We start from the raw sequence: 18,133 nt of genomic DNA, 5'->3' as shown, positions 1-18,133 counted from the left end.
TGGGGCAAAATGAGTACTTGTTTTTTTAGGAATATTGCAGGGTTACCATTCTTTTCAACCAACGGCGAGGCATGTTTCTGCGTTTGGGCACTTCACCAATGACGTCTTCCATGTGATCCAAATCCAGCGCATTCAAAAACAAATGTGCGGGCTTATCTGCACAATCCTTGATGCGATTCAAAGCGCGTTCATCTGCTTTTGACCAAACTTTGCGGGCATACGCGATGTACACTGAGCTGTGCATTTCATTCAAGTAAGGCAAGTGTTCCGATTGCTCCAGCAAGGCGGGGAATTCAACCAAAACCCAGGCGGGCTGTTCCTGCAGGCCTTGCTGAATTTGCTCTCTTTTAGTGACCCAATCACTAGCTTTGATCAGGTGTACTTTCTGCCCTTTCTGTTCCAGATAAGCAGCCAGGCGGGTGATGAGCCAACTCTTTCCTTCCCCGCTGCGATTGGATAAAAAGGCAACAATTGGGCTTTGTTGGCCTTGGTTGCTCATTTTTAGCGTGTGGATCAATTGTTGCATTGCCTTGTCGTTGATGGCCTGAAAGTCGACCCTTGCCTTAGGGCCAATTTTAAACTTGTCAACAAAAGGAAGCGCTGAGGCCAGTTGTAAGCCAGTTTTTTCTTCCGCCCTCACCACCGAGTTGAGGGATTGATCGAGCAGGAACATGGCAATAAATAGCCCCAATGGGATAAACAAACCGGCTAAAAAGGCCATGACCACAAACATCATTTTTTTGCTAGGTTCTGGTTTTTTGGGAAACACAGGTTCGTCGATCACCTTGAGGTTGGAGCTCATCATCATGTTGATCTGGTGCAAACGAGCTTGGTTGAAGCTATGTAAATTTTCGAGATAGGCGCGTTCATTGACATCAATTTGCCGTTCCATCCGGCGAATGGTAGACCCCCAGGGGGCGTATTGATCGTAAATGTGGACAAACTCGGCTTGACGCTGACGAATGACCTGCATCCGTGCCGTGGATTCTTCTTGCTTGAGTACACTGTTCAACCATTGATTCAACACGTCTCGGACGGGTAAACCCTCTGGCATATGGGTATTCATCCAGGTTTCATCTACGGTGTTGCGGATGTTTTCTCTTACTTTTTCAGCTTGCCGTTTGAGCTTGCGCAGGTCATTGGTTGAAAAATCTTCCAGGCTATCGGGCATGATCTCCATCGTACTGATCTTGGTGCTCAACTCGGTTAAAGTCTTGCGCTGATCCATAATGGTTTGGTTCAAGCGGGGCAGGTTCACCCTTTGCCGCAGCTGTCCTTCCAACTTTTGGATGGTCGAATCCGCTGAGGCTAGGTTCATCATTTCCTTGTAATACATCTCGTCAAAGTCTTCTTTTTTGCCAGAGATGAAGCGGGTTTGCTCGTAATAATTGATGACTTTATTGCGGACCTTGAACCCTAATAACTCATCTTCTGCTGCACGAAGTTCTGCTGCGGATTTTCGAGTAGCTTCGTCAAAAAAAGCCAGTACATCTCCAGACTGCCCTTTTTTCAGGGAGAGCTGTGTTTCCATGATGATTTCTGCCAGCAATTTTAGCGTGAGCTGACAAATCCCAGGGTCGGATGTTCGGTAGCTGATTTTCAACATGTCGCTATTGCCATACCGTTCCACCATGATGGTTTGAAGTTGCTCAATCCCAAACAAAGGATGGTCGGAGTAAAGCAATTGATATACGCGACCGTGGCGGCTGCGATCGCGGAGGTGTGTCAGGCTAAGTTGGAGCAGTTCGGGATCCTTGCTACGAAGTTTTGCCAACACTTTTGCTCCCAGCTTTTCCTCCAGGTCTTGGCGGTTTTCGGGCAACAACATCCCTTTTCCACTGCGCTTATCCAACACTTTGGCCAACAAACGCAGGCCTAATTCTTCCATCGTTTGATACGAAGTTGCGACGTTGATGATGTTTTGCAATTCGTTATTGGTAAATGCATAGTCGATGCTAGCTCCCTCATTGCTTTCGATGGTATAGTTGGACACCAAACCTGTATTGATGATGCTATGAGAGGAGTATTGAGGCGCTTGCTTTTTGAGGCTGCTCCAGGTCAAAACGGCCAGGGCCAGCGCTGAAAGCAACAACCAATACCAATTGCGCGAGACGATTCTTAAAAAATCTAGTAAGCTCATAGTAGGTCATATATTGAGGTTCCAACAATGTTTTCCAACAGCAGCAACGCATTTTCAACCGTTGACTTCTTTCTTTCCAGTTCCATTTTGTTTTGAAAATGCAGTTCCATCGCTTGGCTAAAATCCTCTACACTCAATTGAGCCTCTTTGAAGTATTTTTCAGCTGCGGTAAGTTTGATCGAGCTGGCTTCATTGACGCCTGCTTGCAAATCGAGCAATTGGACGGCTTCCTTGAACCGGGTATACCTGTTGATGACTTCCGCCCGAATCATTTGGCCTTGTTCCGCTTTTAACAGCAGTTCCTTCTCCATCATCAGGCTACGTTTTTGTATTTCTGCTTTTCGGTTGCTCACCGAACTCAACGGCAATTGAACATTTACCCCTACTGCAAACTGGACGGCCTTGCGGTTTAAAGAACTATTGATGGCGGTAAATGCTTCGGTATTCGTGCTAACGTAGTTGCCGTTGCCAGCGTCTACTCCTGCCACCACCGAAACATGTTGCATCCACTGGCGCTTGGTAATGTCACGATCTAAAGCCAGGATTTCGACCTCGCGATCATTGGCTTTTAAAGCATTGGAATTTTGTTGGGCCCTTTCGATCAAAACTGAAAGAGGAGCAAGCGCCTTCCCCTTCCACCGAATGGTGTCGGCTTGTGCGCTTGCTTGAATCCCCGAAAAAAAAGTTCCCCCTATAAACACTGTAATACTTGTCCTAATCATCAATTGCCGCGATTGCTGCAGCCAGTTCTTCAGCTGCGAAGGCCATTCGCGCCCCATAAAGGGCTTTTCAAGCAGCAAATAGGCCAACACGCTGAACAAAAAAATGGGTACCAACCACAACACTCCGTGCACTAGCATGGATACACCATAACTATGGATCGATAACCAACCTTTACTCCAATTGCTTAACCCTTCCAAGGCTGCCAAGTGGATCAGATAAATGCTGTAACACATGCCTCCAATGCCCGCTATCCAGGGGCGGCGCAATAGGCGCTGAAAGGATGAGGGCTGAAACGCCAAGGCAAAAAAGGCGCTTAAAGCCAATAAAAAAATCAAAGTGAGTCCCAGGTCTTCTGACCAACTGTACATCATGACCAACCAGCCTAAGGCCACCCAAAGGAGAGTCCTATCGCCAACTGAAAATTTGAGCTTCCCTTGTTGATAAAGGTCTGCCATCCAAATCCCTACCATAAAATAAGGCAATTGCCCGAGTAAGGTAAATTTCAGCAAGCCCTGCTGCCAACCCATCACCTGCATCAGCAAGGTGTACAACACAATGAGTAAAGGCAAGAGTAAGGAGCGGAACCTGGCGGGAAAGTATTTTTTCAACAACAAAACAATCCAGGGTGCCAGCAAGTAGAATTGGATTTCAATCTCCAAAGACCAGGCAACTGGATTGATGATGGAAAATTCGCTATAACTCAGCGTGTGGACATAAGCGATACTGGCCAGCCAATGTTGGCCCAGGCCATCCGTGATCCGGCCACTCAACCATAGTAACAACGCAAATAAGCTCATCCAGATCAAATAGGGTGGCTCGATGCGCAACAAGCGATTTTTGAGGTAAGTGGTATAACTGATTGATTTACCATTCCAAAAAGGTAGGCTTAAAATAAAACCACTGATCGCAAAAAACAACAGCACCCCGATGCTGCCCCGAGAGACTGCATAATGTAAGGTAGAATGCATCCACTCCGCTTGGACATCGCTGCTCTGGATACGGGTAAGCCTTTCGCTCAAATGCTGCACGACTACAGCGAGTATGGCGATGAATCTCAAACCGTCTAATTCCGCGATATAGGCCCCATTGCTTAGGGGGCGCCTAAGTAAAGGGAGTATATTTAGATTGAATGCGGTACTATAATTACCCTGAGGGCGGAGAAACAATTTCATAATGTACTGATTTACGCTGCAAATGTATAGGCAGTGTGCATTCCAACTCCTCGCTCTTCGGTTAAGCTATTTTTTTAGTCGGTCAATGGCTTTTTTTGGCGGTTTTTGGTAAAGCAGGCTGAGCTTAGTCTTTCCATTGGCTTAAATGCCATTCATCGAACAAATTCACCAAGAACCGTCGAAACCAGCCGCTTGCCCTATTTTAAATACCGTTTCCTGTCGGCTCACTCTACTTTTGCAGTCTCAAAACTTTATTTATGGAATCGAACATACTATTGGTAGAAGACAATGAAATGATGCGCACGTTCTTAGGCCGCATCTTGAGTGCAGAATTTAGGGTGTTTACAGCGGAAACTGCTGAGGAGGCCCAGATCCGTATGGAAGCAGGGCTCCAACCTGATGTGATTATCATGGACTTAAAACTTCCGGGCCTAAGCGGCTTAGAATGGTTGAGTCAACTGAAATCAACCCCGAATTTTGCGCACATCCCTTGTATTGTACTTTCCGCTTCTGAATCCGTAGAGGATCGCATCAAATGTCTGGAAGCAGGCGCTGCGGATTTTGTACTTAAACCTTTTCACCCAAGGGAATTAAGCCTGCGCATTGCGCGCCAAGTACCTATTCACGTTTAATAAATTTTCATTTATCCAGCCATGCAATTTTCACTCAATTACTTAATCGGCCACCCCAGCTATGCCATTCCTTTTTGGAAACGTTGCATAGATGTCCTGGCGGCCAGTATCCTGATCCTCCTCTTGTCGCCCTTGTTTTTGATCATTGCAATCTTGATCAAACTAGAATCGCCAGGCCCGATTATCTATCGCGCCAAAAGGGTTGGCCAAGGCTATCGCGCCTTTGATTTTTACAAATTTCGTTCCATGCGCCCTAATGCTGATCAATTGTTGAAAGGATTAAAACACTTGAATCAGTATGAGCAGCCACAACCAGCTAAAAAAACGGCTGAGGTGAACTACGAAGACCACATCCTGCTGCTTCAGGATGATGGCTTTATAGGCGAAGAGGCCTTTTTGCACCAAAAGGCACAGAAAGAAGGCAATACTTTTGTCAAAATAGAGAATGATCCGCGCATTACCCGCATTGGGCATTTCATCCGCAATACCAGCATTGACGAGCTGCCTCAATTGTTTAATGTTTTGCTTGGAGACATGTCTTTGGTTGGCAATCGCCCTTTACCCTTGTATGAAGCTGAGAAATTGACCCAGGATGATTGGGTAGCTCGTTTTGCTGCGCCTGCCGGAATCACTGGCCTGTGGCAGGTAACCGAACGTGGAAAAGCTGGGGTAAGCGAAGATGGGCGTAAAAAGCTGGATATCGAATACGCAAATCGCTATAGCCTTTGGATGGACTTGTGGATCCTTTGGCGCACTTTACCTGCCGCTATTCAAAAAGTACAGGTCTAAGTAGTGGTGAAACTTATGCGCACTAGCCCCTACTTAAACCATTCATCTCTTGAACAATAAATTTTCGACACAATGTCAACTCCATATACCCGTTTTTTGCGCCCAAGTTGGTGCCTTACCCTTTTTCTTCTTGCCCAATCGGCCTTTGCACAAGAATCGGTTGCATTCTACATCGTAGCACATCAGGATGATTGGCAGTTGTTTATGGTGAAAAACGCCTTTGCTGATGTCACGAATGCCAAGCAAAAAACGGTTTTTATTACCCTTACTGCAGGTGATGCGGGACTGGGTAAAGGAGGAACTGGGACTATTCCATATTATCAAGCCCGAGACAATGGCTCCCGGCTTTCGATAAAATTTCTGGCCGACATCGCCTCGGCACCAGATCGTAGTGAATCTGCCAAATATGTATACGCCAATGCGCACCAGATTTTTCAGGTGCAGTACAAGCATACCAAAAGTTATTACCTGCGTTTACCCGAAGGCAATGGCGATGGCAATGGGTATACAGGCACTGGGAATCAATCCCTCAAACGTTTGCGGGATGGGGATATTTCCAAAATTACTGCGGTGGACAGTTCTGCTACGTATCAAGGTTGGACTGATTTGGTAAAGACGATTCAACGCATCATAATTGCTGAAACATCGGGGTATAGCTACGCCACCCTGAATATTCCCGAAACCAATAGTGTGTACAATCCCGGGGACCACAATGATCACCTTTTGGTAGGTGATCTGGCCGAGCAGGCCAGTAAAGATTTGACCTGCTTGAAGCAATATTCCTGGTTGGGCTATTTCAGCGTTTCCAAGGCAATGAATTTGAGCAACGATGACTTATTCAATTACAGTTCGGTTTTTGCATGCAATGTAGCGGGCAATATTCAGGGTGGTTATAAAGGCAATTGGGACGCAGCACACAAACAATGGATTGGCAAAGGTGTAGCCAGGATGACTTCTATCCAGCTGAATGCCTGTGCCGGGGTAACTACCAACTTATTTCAAATTCCAGATAAGGCTAGTTACATCCGCAACAAAGCGACCGGGAGGGTTTTGGAGATCACTGGCGGAGCCTTGGGTGCTGGTGTTTTTTTGCAACAAAACGCCAATAAGGAAGCCCCCCACCAGACCTTTTATTTCAAAAAAACACCCGAAAATTTATGGAACATTCTGGCCAAACACAGCAATTTGGCCCTTGACGCCTTTGGTGGAGGAATCATTCCGGGTACAAAAATTTGGCAATTCAGGGTGAATGGTACCTCAGCTCAAAATTGGGTAATCGAACAAGCTGGAGACAGCACATTTTATTTCAAAAACCACAAAAGCAATTTATACCTGGAGGGTAACCTGAATGGAACGGATGTCAGTTTGCAGACCTATATCGGCAACGATGCACAACGCTGGTACATCATCCCCGGTAGCGATCCATTGGGCCCCCCTCAGGATACCAGTAGCACGCTGGTAGCGGTAAAGGAAATCGTGGAACAACCAAACATTTGGAAGGTGTTTCCCAACCCCTTACAGTACGCCAATAAAGTAAATTTCAGCTTGACCGAGGGGCATTCTGGCAGTGTAAATGTAAAACTGTACACCTTAGGTGGGCAATTGTTGAGTCAGGAAAAGTATCCTCAGGTAAAGGCCCAAAGTACCTTCCAATTTTCCTTTCCGCCGCTTACACATGGGGTTTATTTATTGGAACTTCAATGTTTTGATCAGGGGGAGATTTATCAAAAGGTCATGCGAATGGTTCGATAAGTATTCAGGTATTGATTCGGAATGAAAGGAGGTTCAGCAAACTCTTTTGAGCAAGGTGTGGTTAATTAAGAAAAGTGCCCGGCCATAATGACCGGGCACTTAGTATGGGTTGTATAGCAGTTTTGTCCATACAACCCATTTGCTGCATAATGTAGCGCTTATTTTCAACCAGCCATACAACCTATTCTATGTGTGATACCTTCGTCAAAATAACTTCCAACAAACTCATTTTTGGCAAAAACTCCGACCGTGAACCGAATGAAGCCCAAGCCATAGTTCGTTTTCCCCGCCGAGAACCTACCGAAAAAACACTCCAATGCACTTACATTGAAATCCCTCAGGCTGCCCTCACCCATGAGGTCATTTTGTCCAAACCTTTCCAGATGTGGGGTGCAGAAATGGGTGCCAACGAACACGGCCTGGTCATTGGCAATGAAGCCGTATTCACAAAGATCAGTTTCCAAAAGAAAAATCAGGGATTGACCGGAATGGACATGCTGCGACTAGCGCTCGAACGTTGTACTTCTGCCGATGCAGCCCTGGAATTGATGATTCAACTGCTGGCCGACTACGGCCAAGATGCCTGTGGGGGCTACCGCAATCGCCGGTTTTTTTACCACAATAGTTTTCTGATCGCCGATCGCCACACTGCCTGGGTATTTGAAACCGCTGGGTCCCATTGGGTAGCCAAAAAAATTCAAGGCCACTATGCCATTTCCAATGGGCTTACTCTGGATGGAGGCTATGACCGCATCAGCCCACAGGCGGAAGATTACGCGAAAGCACGGGGCTGGAGCAAAAAAGGAGCACCCTTTTCTTTTGCCAAGGCTTATTCCGATTGGTTTTATACCCGCATGAGCAAATGTAAGCTGCGGAGGAACTATTCCACCCAGGCCATCCAAAACAATCCAGGCCTGGACTCACTTAGCGCCATGCAAATCCTTCGTCAACACGGCGACGAGCCCGAAAACGAATACGACCCCTCCCACGGAGGTACCGGCAATGTCTGTATGCATTCCACCGGACCGACCAATCCCAGCCAAACCACCGGATCGATGGTTTTTGAATTGCCATTGGATGGTAGCACCCCAATTGTATGGCTAACTGGCACCTCGATGCCCTGCCTTTCGGTCTATCTGCCCTTCTTTTTTGGCGGGAAAACGCTGCTTGCACCCGATTGGCCCCAACCGGGTAGCAAACCCGATGAATCCCTATGGTGGCAAGCCGAACGTTTGCACCGAAAAATTGCCCTCAATTATGCTAGAGGCCGTCAATTGATCGTTACTGATTTACAAGGAATGCAAGCGGAATGGGTACAAAATGTGGCTGGCAAGTTAAGCCATCAAGCTACGCAAGATCTGGATGATTACTCAGCACAGGCCTTGCAGCAGTACCAGAATTGGCTGAATGACACTTGGCAGAAATCAGAACTACAACAGCTCCCAGTCCGTTCTCGAGCCTCCTTGTACGCCTTGTTTCAATACATCAATGATCGTAAGGTGGATTTACGGTAAAATTTTTATTTTGCGGAGTAGATCAGACTACTAGACATTTTGCTCGGAGGACATCAATGGCCACGTGCTTTAGCGCGTGGATTGGGTTCCCCGCTCTGATTGGGCTTTAGCCACGGCCTTAATTTTCAAGTGGGGCTAAAGCCCAAATCCAAGGAAGGTGCAAGGCCCCCAGGCTGAAGCCTGGGGCAATTGATGTCCTCCGAGCAAAATGTCCAGCAGTGTGGTAGTAGATACACCAAGTGCCTGACCAACTCAGGTGCACAACCCAGGCTATGAGAGTTATTCAAATTACCGATCTGCACATCGGACAGGAAGGAGAAGACACTTACTTTGTAGATGTAAGGGAAAATTTTCGACGCATCATTGCCGCCGTGCAAGAGCGCCGACCGGATTATCTGGTATTGTCAGGAGACCTGTGCTACGACCAGGGAGACCTGGCAATTTATACCTGGGTCAAAGAATGGGTGGATCAGCTGCACATCCCTTATGAAGTCATTGGGGGCAATCACGATGACGCTCAATTGTTAACCCAGGCTTTTCAGCGACAAGCAGATTACCACACAGATGGCTTGTACTTCAGTCGCAACTGGGGCGATCGACCAATCCTCTTTATGGATACCTCAACCTCTAAAGTGGAAACACCACAATTGGAGTGGTTGCAACAGCAACTTCAACAATTTCAAGGAGATATCATTTTGTTTATCCATCATCCACCTTTATTGGCGGGCACTCCTTTTATGGACAACAACCATCCTTTGGATGACCTAGAGCCGCTGCAAAATATCCTTTGTGCTTATCCGGGCAATATCGACATATTTTGTGGGCATTACCATGTGGAACGTACCGTGCGTTGGAAAAACCTCCTGGTGCACCTTACCCCCTCTTGTTTTTTTCAGATCGATTCCAATGCCGAAGATTTTAAAGTGGACCATTACCGCATTGCTTTTCGGGAGATCTCCATTCAGCCGGATTTAACCATCAGCTCGGTACATTACCTTTAGCCACAACAGTTATGGACGATTTACAATTTTTGGATAGGTTGGCCGATTTTTTGGACAACCGCTTTCGGATTCCTTTCACCCGCATTCGTTTTGGAATGGATGCTGTGATTGGCTTGGTTCCTTATGTTGGTGATTTGTTCACCTTTTTGGTTTCGGGCGTTCTGGTGGTCGTTTTGGTGCGCAAAGGGGCTAGCGGGATGCTGGGGGTAAAAATGGTGGGCAATATTCTGCTCGATGGGGTAGTAGGTTCAGTACCTTTGCTGGGTGACCTTTTTGACATTCGGTACAAAGCGAACTACCGCAATGTACAATTGATGAAAGAGCACTACGCACAAGGCAAACACGGTGGCAGCGCCTGGTGGGTCATCTTTTTGATCCTGGGAGCTTTGCTGTTGATGCTTTTTTTGTCCATTTATGTGGTTGGTAAGCTGCTGTGGTGGATTTTTTCATAAAAGGAAAAGAATGTACCAAACACCCACGCGAGAAAGGACAATCATTAAATATCGTCACAATTTTTTTGCCACCCAAAATGACCATTTGGCTAGCGAAGAACCCCTTGAAATCAAGCTGGCCTATGGCCCCCTTGGCCAACGCCAGCAAATGAGTTTAGCTGTAACGATGCGAACACCCGGGGCAGATTTCGATTTGGTGTACGGTTTTTTATTCACCGAAGGATTGATTCAAGGTAGGAAGGATGTCCTGCAAATGCGTTACCCAGGGGCACAACTCAGTCCTGAGGCACAAGAAAACAGCATTTTGGTAGAGCTCCACCCCGCAGCACAATTTGACGTAGCCCGATTGCAACGTCATTTTTACACCAGCTCCAGTTGTGGCATATGCGGCAAAGCCAGTTTGGAGATGGTCCAAAATCAGTCGGCTTTTTTACTACCCGCCCATCAACCCATCATATATCCGGAAACCTTGTTGCGTTTACCTGAAGCATTAATACCACAACAATCGCTATTCAATCAGACTGGAGGAATTCACGCTGCTGGATTGTTTTCCAGCAATGGTGATTTGTTGTACCTGCGTGAAGATGTGGGTCGACACAACGCGCTGGATAAGGTAATTGGAGCAGCGCTGCAAAAAAAAGAATTCCCGCTTAACGATAATGTATTGCTAGTCAGCGGTCGGGCTGGCTTTGAGCTGGTGCAAAAAGCCATCATGGCGGGCATCCCGATCATGGCGGGAGTAGGTGCCCCCTCCAGTTTAGCTGTCGAATTAGCCGAAGCGCACGACCTGACTTTAGTCGGCTTTTTGCGCGATGGCGGCTTCAACATATACACTGGAGGGGAGCGTATCCAACTTAAAAATTGAGTAAATAATTCTGCTGTTTGGCCTGTTCCTGAGTATAGGCCACCCCATCCATTTTTTGATTCAACTGGTCTTGCAGGGTAATCGTCCCACCACTGTTGCCCAATTGGGCACCTTTTCCAGACAAACGAATGGTCAGTACACTATGCGCAGCCAGCACCAAGCTGTCAGCCAGCACCTCTTTTTTTCCCAACTTGTCAATGATTGACCAGCCTTTTAAAGGAATGGCATTGGGCGAAAGATTGATGATGTACACGGCCTCTTTACCCGCATCATCCCCTGCTGGATTGACCATTGCGGCAACGATTCTTACAGCGGTAGTGCTGGGGGGAGGCGGAGTGCCCGTGCCAGGCCCAGTGCCACCAACGATGGCATAGCCATTGTCGTCGGTTTGGAAGGATTGAGATTGGAATGCAGTAAAAAAGGCCAACCACTTATCCGTCGCAGGGAAATAGATCAACATCCCACCGTCCTGCCAAATCCCGTTGGTGGGCGCAAAGTCACCTTCACTGCCCTGGTTCATGTGGATGTCGTGGATACCTCGGCCGGGGAGAAATCCAAATACCTTGTCCTTCGCTGTTTCAGGCCCCCAGGGCTCGCCAAATGCATAGATGATGGCTTGGTCATCCTCTTTGGCTTTGGTGACAAAAAAATCGAGGTGATCGTTTAGGTCATTGTTCGGTCCATCTACTTCAAAAGGTAGGGGCACCAAATCTTCCAGGCGGAAGAGGTTGTAACGGATGTAGTCCAGCGCTAAACCATTGGGCGCTTTGGTCAATTTATGAAAGCCTGGTTGTAGATTGGCTAATTTGATCTTCTGGACCAATTCGTGTTGGAAATTGTCCTGTAAAAAGTATTTCACTTCCGAAGGGGCTACTTTTGATTTGACATTTACGGCGATGCGGTAAAACACCCCGTTTTCCCCTTCTACTTTGATCTGGAAGTGTGGATTGCTGCTTACAGCTTTGCGTTTGCCGACAATTTTGCCAACCAATACGCCGTACGCTTTTAAAGGCATTTGTGTTGAGTTTAGTTTAAAAAATAACGTTTTTTATGGTAACGCTGAGTTGTCAGCATACCATATAAGCAAATCATTTTTTATTGTTTTTTCATCCACAAATTGAGTACCCGACCATTGGAAACCCGCAAACCCTGGATCGTCCCATTGGTATCCCGCTCAAAACGCAGGGTACTCATAAAAGACGGCCCACTAAAGCGATCCTCATCCACGTGTTGAATGGGAAATTTGCCATTGTAGCGATGCACTCCAACCAGGCTATCTCCTTCAATTTGAAAAGTATACGTAGTAGCTAGCTCCGGACAATAATACTGCCCGGCATAGTCCTGCAATGGGCCAGGAGGGCTAGGTAAACCTTTGGATGCCGAACGATTCAGCAGGGCCAAACTGGGTGCAGGCTCGGTAAAACTCTCGGCCAAAAGGATATCGGCGATGCGTTCACAGGTAAGCTGGCTATTGAAGTTGGCAAAGTTACTTTTGACAAAAATGGCTAAATCCTGTTGAGGAAAATACAACAAAGCGGCGCGGTAACCTGCACTCGCGCCGGTGTGTTGGATGCGGCGCAAGCCACGGTAGGGCAGGGTTTCCAGTCCAAAGGCATAGTTCAGGCTATCTCCATTGCTGAGTACCCCGCGTTGGAACATTTGTTGAATCGCTTGTCTGCCACCTACTTTGCCATCGCGGTAATTGTTGCACCAACGGGCCAGATCGGGTAGGGTAGTGTAGATACCTCCTGCTCCAACGACGGTACTGTTGTCGTACAGTTTGATCCATACATTTTGATCACTCATCATGTAAGAATCGGCGGTATGGGGAAACAACTCTCCCTGCACGTCCATGACGTAGGTATCGTTCATACCCAATGGGCGAAAAATTTCTTCCCGCATCCAGTCTTCAAATTTTTTTCCGCTGGCTTTTTGGATGATTTCCGCCAGTAACATATAGGCCGTATTGCAATAACTGTACCGACTGCCAGGTGGGAAATTGAGTTCCTGGCTGTGTTGCACCAAATTGAGCGCCTCTTCCTGGCGTACTGCATCGCCTTGTCTCCAGCCTACCAATTCCAGCATGCCATAAATTTCGCGCAGGCCGCTGGTATGGTGCACCAAGTGCCGAATGGTGATGGGCTGGCCAAAATCGGGCACTTCGGGTAGGTATTTCTGGATGTTGTCATCCAGGTTTAATTGTTGGCGTTGCGCCAAAAGTACGATCGCAAAACAGGTGATTTGTTTGGCCAGGGAGCCGATGTCGGATATGGTGTTGGGGGTAAAAGGTAGTCCGTGTTCCAAGTTGGCCAAGCCATAGCCTTTGGAAAACATCAACTGGCCTCCTTTTAACACGCCGACGGCCAGGCCAGGGTTGCTGCCTTGTTGGTAAGTGGTAAACAGGGAATCGATTTGAGGGACGTAGGGGGCGATCCAGCGGTGATGCTGGGCTGAGGCTGGGCTGCCCAAAAAAATCAGTACCGATAATAAACAGATGTAATGTTTCATGGTTACCTGGTTACATAGGACGAATCCTTAGTGCGCACTATGTAAAGGTAGTATTTTAAGTTTATTCTCAAATCGGCGCCCATAAATCAGCAATGGCTGGCTGCAATGCGTTATTGCAGCAGTAGTCAATGATTTCTACCGGGGGGTGATGCTTTTCATGCTTTGATACTTGAAGTTCTGCGCACAAAATTTCATTCAGGCGGGCCTCCAATACTTCAGCAAAGACCTGGTCGTTGGGCGACACAAAAATGTGATTGTGATCCCCGGGAACCACATGTGCATTTATTCCATTTTTAAGGTAGGGATCCCAACCGTAATGCTTCCGATCGCGGATGTAGAAACTTGCTTTTTGGGCTTTAAACAAGTCAATTCGGGTTTCAATGGGTTCAAGTTTGTATTGCTCGAGTGCTCTGGTCATCGCGATGGTGGATGCGCTCACGGTGTAAGATCCTCTTTCCTGATTGCTATTGGTCTCCTCGGAAGGAAGTTTTACCAATTTAAATTTTGACAAAGTTGAATAAAGGTTCACCAGTAGATTGTTTTTTTTCTGTATTAGGAACCGCTGGCGTTCAAGCCGTTCTTCCTTTAAAAAAGCTCTTACGGCAAAAGTCAACTTGGAAATAGGCGTAAGCACTGCTTCAACCATACGTTGAGACCATTTTTTTGATGCCTGGGCAAAAGCGGCTGCCGAGTCAACCAAACCTGCGAAAGCTACCTTCTCCTGATTGGCTTCCAGTTGCTTGGTCATTTCAAAAACAATAAAACCACCAATAGAATACCCCAACAAATGATAAGGCCCATTGGGTTGAATTTTTTTGATTTCCTGTAGGTAATCGGCAGCGATGTCGGGGATGGTACAATTGTAGCTCTGGTTCGTTCCAATTTTCCTGGCCTGTAAGGCATAAATAGGGCGATCAGGATTGAGGTAGCGCGCCAATGATTGAAACATCAATACATTCAAACCAGCCCCATGAATCAAAAAAATGGGGTCTAAACTGCCCTTCGTTCTAATTGGAACCATCACATTCCACAAGTGCTCTACTGTTCTGCTGTTCACCAATTCTGCTAATTTTCGGATGGTAGGGTGAGTGATCAGCGAAGCAAGGGGAAATTCAATGTTGAATTCTTTTTTGAGGTTGGCCACGAGTTGCACCGCCAATAGCGAATGCCCACCCAATTCAAAAAAATCATCTTCTACACTAATGTTGTCTATTTTGAACAATTTGCACCAAAGCTCATGCAAATAGCATTCAACCGGACCCTCTGGCAATTGAAGCACCTCCACCCGGTTTGTTCTGGTTTGCGCCAGTAAACTTTCCAATTTTCGGCCATCTACTTTACCATTTGAGGTCAGTGGAATTTCGGCGATCATCAGGATGGTTTCAGGCACCATATAGTCAGGTACTTGAGTACTCAGTTTTTCCCGAATTGTACTTGAATTGCATTCAGCGTCTTCAGCCAAAACGAAGGCAGCCAGGCTGGGCGTCCCGTTGGAAGCATGCACAACTTGTACTACTGCGTCGGATACGCCTTCAATACATTTGATCTGACTACTGATTTCATCCAGTCCAATCCGGAACCCACGAATTTTCACCTGGCGGTCAAAGCGACCGAGGTAATAGACTGTACCATCAGTTGCCGCTACTACAGTGTCACCTGTAGAATGGCTTCTAATGGTACGTCCTTGGTGATCAATGTGATTCATAAACGAGGCATGGGCTTTGTCGGTAGGGTCTGCCCCCACATATCCAAAAGACACCGCATCTCCCATAATGTGTAAAATTCCCGCCAATCCTTGCGGGAGAGTTGATCCCCACTGATCAACAATTCGAATCGAATATCCTGGCAATGGTTTTCCAATGGCAACTCGGTCGGCAGGTTTTTTTGAGGCTTTGATCTCCTCAGCCAAAGCAATTACGGTACATTCCGTTGGCCCGTAGCTGTTGATCAAGCGATGCCCCGGATTGGAGTGGCTCCAGGCAGCCCAATCTTCTTTGTACATGGCTTCTCCACCAATAATCGTCAGGCGCAATGATTGAGAAACATTGGCCAGAGGGTAGGCATCGCTCATGAGCCATTGCCGCCAATAAGCGGTTGGTAAGTCCAATACGGTGATGCCTTCCTCAACAATTACTTTCGCCAACTGATCCGGCAACAACCAGGACTCCTCACGCAGGTACAAAGCTGCACCAGAACACAAGGCCATAAATGTTTCCTCGATAGAGGCATCAAAAGCCAGATGAGCGAATTGAATGACCTTGTCCTGAGCGCTCATGTTGTATAGCCCCAGAGCGGCATCTACAAAAGTTGTCAGCGACTTGCGATTGATACCCACTCCTTTGGGTAAGCCGCTAGAACCACTGGTGAACAGAATATAAGCACCGGCATCAGGGTATGGTTTCAACGCTGGGGTCTGCTCAATATTTTTTATATTTTGAGTACGCAATACCTTCAAATCTTCAAACGGGAAGTCGCGCTCAGTAATGAAGACGATGGCATTGGGATTGGCTCTGCCACAGATCAGCTTGATCCGCTCTTCTGGCAATTTAAAATCCAGCGGCACAATGGTAGCACCGACAAAAAGGCCCGCCAAAAAAGTTTTGAAATAGTCATAAGTACGTGCTACTTCGACCATCAAAACATGGCCTTCACCAATGCCATTTGTATTCAACCAGGCTGCCGTAGTTTTTACATCCCGGCTCAGTTGTTGGTAAGAAATTTTTTGGCCTTGATCAACTATGGCCGTATGCTGCGGGTACATTTCAGCCACTTCAAAAATTCGGAAAAGTGGATCCAAAGAAGTTTGAGGCAGGGAATGAGTTGGCTGATTGAGTACTTCGAGCCAGGCTTGCTCGTTTTTAGCAGACATCAAAGGCAATGTTGTCCATATTTCACCCTTGTTTTTTGTTGCCGATTGGATGAAGTATTCCAAGGCGTGGAAGGCCCCCGCACTCAGCCCTGTTACAGAAACTCCAGTGGGAGCCAACTGTACAACTAGTGAAGAATCGGGTAAAAACGATACATCTGCACCCGCCTCCACAATGTATATCTGTGGTTGCTTTCCACACAAAATGGCCAAAGTTGGATACCGCAACATCAGATCTGAACGATAAGTAATTGCGTTTTGTACTCTTTTGATTTTTTGGGCAATGCCGCCAAGGGCATTTTCGATGCTGTCGTTGGCCTCCAACTCCGTGGTGAGCGGCACCCACTTTGAAAACAAATGTTGATCCGCAGGTATTCCTGCAGGAACGTAGGCGAAAGTCGTTTTTAATTTTCCAGTAATGCGCTGGAGGAAAGTAACAATATGGGGCAACAACTCAGCACCGCCCTCAATAAGCCCCGCATAGTCGGACAAGTTAGCGCCCAGTTGATGGTTGGTCCATTCCGCTAGCTCTGCATTTTGCAGTTCATTTTTCCAGAAATTCTCGTATTTGGCTGTTTTTTGAAAAATCCCATTGGCTGTCTCAAACCATGGTGTAGCGGGCAATACCAGTTGCTCGCCACGTTTCAGCACCTCTTGAACGGAAGGTTCGTGGCCGTCAGCAGCAATAATTTTTTCGATAACCAGAAATCCGCCATCAAGGTCAACAGTGGTATAGTTTCCCATTTGCCGGACCAAACCTGGCATTGTACTGGAAGTAGCTGGTGCGGTATAAGCTTCTTTGATGTAATAAACTTGTTCGTCTTTGACAAAAGAAGCCAGCAAAAAGGGGTTTTCCAAATGCGATTCCATCGCACAAGCGTGGATCAATTGCTGTGCAGTAGTTGGGGATTCAGCCCAATTAATCACGCCCAAATGAAAAGGGCGATCAGCTTGACCATAATAAGACCCTCCCTGATCAGCTTGGGGTAGCTTCTCAAACGTATTGCTCAACCACCCGGGCAGTGCCTCCCGGAATGCCTCCATGGCCGCTTCATAACATTTGATGTTGAGTGCATATGCGGTATCATTAGGTCCTACTTCTACAGTTTTTGAGGCCAAAATAGCTCCTCCATCAATGGTGGTAGTCAATTCGTGCCAACTGATGCCATGTGAGGTTTCTCCATGCAAAATCGCTTGATTGGTAGCGTACAATCCGGCATACTTTGGCAATGGAGAATCATGGTAATTGATGGCCATTCGCGTAGCCCTTTGGATGAATTCAGGCTTGAGAATATAGGGATTGTTGATGCTAAAGATAAATTCTACTTCAAGATTTGGAACCAAGCCTGGCGCAGCAAAACAAGGAATTTGGTGCTGAGCCGCAGCTTGTAATATTTGTTTTTCGGTTGAAACTATAGCCTTGATGACACAACCTCGTTCTTGGAGCAATTGCATGCAGTATACAGGCAAAGATCCTTCTCCCAGTAGGATACACGAATTGAGTTGTTGCTTGTTTTCGGGGGAGGTATTAGTAGCTTCCATACAGGTATTTATTCTGCTGCAAAGCTAAGCTGTAAAAAGAGGTCGCACGGCCCAGAATAGGTAAGTGGTAGAATCGGGTAGGTTTTTGGTTGAATTTGGCCGGAAAATGAATTTGATCAGATACACGTAGCTGAATCTCCCATTACTTAAAGGCTGTCTAGCTCCCCACCTTATCGA

General features: G+C 46.9%; 12 protein-coding genes. 7 read left to right on the top strand and 5 right to left on the bottom strand.

Annotated elements, in window-relative coordinates; genetic code table 11:
* Positions 1–25 precede the first annotated feature (25 nt).
* Together ACO08K_RS07370 and ACO08K_RS07365 are read right to left on the bottom strand one after the other, a co-directional pair.
* Positions 26–2,140 (bottom strand): GumC family protein, encoded by a 2,115-nt coding sequence (locus ACO08K_RS07370; protein WP_421795746.1) that lies wholly within the window; start codon positions 2,138–2,140, stop codon positions 26–28.
* Positions 2,137–4,035 (bottom strand): acyltransferase family protein, encoded by a 1,899-nt coding sequence (locus tag ACO08K_RS07365; RefSeq protein WP_421795745.1) that lies wholly within the window; start codon positions 4,033–4,035, stop codon positions 2,137–2,139. The genes ACO08K_RS07370 and ACO08K_RS07365 overlap by 4 nt, the downstream gene beginning before the upstream one ends.
* Before the next feature lie 257 nt (positions 4,036–4,292).
* Between ACO08K_RS07365 and ACO08K_RS07360 the strand changes: the two genes are divergently transcribed.
* The 7 genes from ACO08K_RS07360 to fdhD all read left to right on the top strand — a co-directional run bounded on the left by ACO08K_RS07360 (position 4,293) and on the right by fdhD (position 11,040).
* Positions 4,293–4,667 (top strand): response regulator transcription factor, encoded by a 375-nt coding sequence (locus ACO08K_RS07360; RefSeq protein ID WP_421795744.1) that lies wholly within the window; start codon positions 4,293–4,295, stop codon positions 4,665–4,667.
* Positions 4,668–4,688: 21 nt separating this feature from the next.
* Complete coding sequence (locus ACO08K_RS07355; RefSeq protein WP_421795743.1) at positions 4,689–5,456, top strand: sugar transferase; 768 nt, start codon at positions 4,689–4,691, stop codon at positions 5,454–5,456.
* 72 nt (positions 5,457–5,528) lie between these two features.
* The gene (locus tag ACO08K_RS07350) at positions 5,529–7,208 is read left to right on the top strand and encodes an RICIN domain-containing protein (protein WP_421795742.1); all 1,680 of its coding nucleotides are present in this window, start codon (positions 5,529–5,531) and stop codon (positions 7,206–7,208) included.
* Between the two features lie 188 nt (positions 7,209–7,396).
* Positions 7,397–8,722, top strand: coding sequence for a carcinine hydrolase/isopenicillin-N N-acyltransferase family protein (locus ACO08K_RS07345; RefSeq protein WP_421795741.1), 1,326 nt, complete (start codon positions 7,397–7,399; stop codon positions 8,720–8,722).
* Positions 8,723–8,994: 272 nt separating this feature from the next.
* Complete coding sequence (locus ACO08K_RS07340; RefSeq protein ID WP_421795740.1) at positions 8,995–9,723, top strand: metallophosphoesterase; 729 nt, start codon at positions 8,995–8,997, stop codon at positions 9,721–9,723.
* A gap of 11 nt (positions 9,724–9,734) precedes the next feature.
* Positions 9,735–10,175 (top strand): DUF4112 domain-containing protein, encoded by a 441-nt coding sequence (locus ACO08K_RS07335; RefSeq protein ID WP_421795739.1) that lies wholly within the window; start codon positions 9,735–9,737, stop codon positions 10,173–10,175.
* Positions 10,138–11,040 carry a formate dehydrogenase accessory sulfurtransferase FdhD gene (gene fdhD, locus ACO08K_RS07330; RefSeq protein ID WP_421795738.1) on the top strand — a complete coding sequence of 301 codons (903 nt, stop codon included), beginning with the start codon at positions 10,138–10,140 and terminating at the stop codon, positions 11,038–11,040. Before ACO08K_RS07335 ends, fdhD begins: the two co-directional genes overlap by 38 nt.
* Here fdhD and ACO08K_RS07325 read toward each other — a convergent pair.
* The 3 genes from ACO08K_RS07325 to ACO08K_RS07315 form a co-directional block, all read right to left on the bottom strand.
* Positions 11,030–12,055: a DUF2278 family protein gene (locus ACO08K_RS07325; RefSeq protein WP_421795737.1), complete on the bottom strand. Its 1,026-nt coding sequence runs from the start codon at positions 12,053–12,055 to the stop codon at positions 11,030–11,032. The two genes, fdhD and ACO08K_RS07325, sit on opposite strands and share 11 nt — an antisense overlap.
* A gap of 80 nt (positions 12,056–12,135) precedes the next feature.
* A complete protein-coding gene (locus tag ACO08K_RS07320; RefSeq protein ID WP_421795736.1) occupies positions 12,136–13,548 on the bottom strand; it encodes a serine hydrolase domain-containing protein in 1,413 nt (470 codons plus the stop codon).
* Between the two features lie 67 nt (positions 13,549–13,615).
* Complete coding sequence (locus ACO08K_RS07315; protein WP_421795735.1) at positions 13,616–17,956, bottom strand: alpha/beta fold hydrolase; 4,341 nt, start codon at positions 17,954–17,956, stop codon at positions 13,616–13,618.
* Positions 17,957–18,133: the final 177 nt, after the last annotated feature.

The sequence above is a fragment of the Haliscomenobacter sp. genome (assembly GCF_965225875.1).
GTDB lineage: Bacteria > Bacteroidota > Bacteroidia > Chitinophagales > Saprospiraceae > Haliscomenobacter.
Note: the sequence above shows the minus strand (reverse complement) of the source record. Positions and strands in the feature narration are given on the sequence as shown.

Bases quoted from the DNA above. Each gene is read 5' to 3' on its own strand.
- ACO08K_RS07370 (WP_421795746.1), bottom strand. From the start codon at position 2,140: ATGAGCTTACTAGATTTTTTAAGAATCGTCTCGCGCAATTGGTATTGG.
- ACO08K_RS07365 (WP_421795745.1), bottom strand. From the start codon at position 4,035: ATGAAATTGTTTCTCCGCCCTCAGGGTAATTATAGTACCGCATTCAAT.
- ACO08K_RS07360 (WP_421795744.1), top strand. From the start codon at position 4,293: ATGGAATCGAACATACTATTGGTAGAAGACAATGAAATGATGCGCACG.
- ACO08K_RS07355 (WP_421795743.1), top strand. From the start codon at position 4,689: ATGCAATTTTCACTCAATTACTTAATCGGCCACCCCAGCTATGCCATT.
- ACO08K_RS07350 (WP_421795742.1), top strand. From the start codon at position 5,529: ATGTCAACTCCATATACCCGTTTTTTGCGCCCAAGTTGGTGCCTTACC.
- ACO08K_RS07345 (WP_421795741.1), top strand. From the start codon at position 7,397: ATGTGTGATACCTTCGTCAAAATAACTTCCAACAAACTCATTTTTGGC.
- ACO08K_RS07340 (WP_421795740.1), top strand. From the start codon at position 8,995: ATGAGAGTTATTCAAATTACCGATCTGCACATCGGACAGGAAGGAGAA.
- ACO08K_RS07335 (WP_421795739.1), top strand. From the start codon at position 9,735: ATGGACGATTTACAATTTTTGGATAGGTTGGCCGATTTTTTGGACAAC.
- fdhD (WP_421795738.1), top strand. From the start codon at position 10,138: ATGTGGTTGGTAAGCTGCTGTGGTGGATTTTTTCATAAAAGGAAAAGA.
- ACO08K_RS07325 (WP_421795737.1), bottom strand. From the start codon at position 12,055: ATGCCTTTAAAAGCGTACGGCGTATTGGTTGGCAAAATTGTCGGCAAA.
- ACO08K_RS07320 (WP_421795736.1), bottom strand. From the start codon at position 13,548: ATGAAACATTACATCTGTTTATTATCGGTACTGATTTTTTTGGGCAGC.
- ACO08K_RS07315 (WP_421795735.1), bottom strand. From the start codon at position 17,956: ATGGAAGCTACTAATACCTCCCCCGAAAACAAGCAACAACTCAATTCG.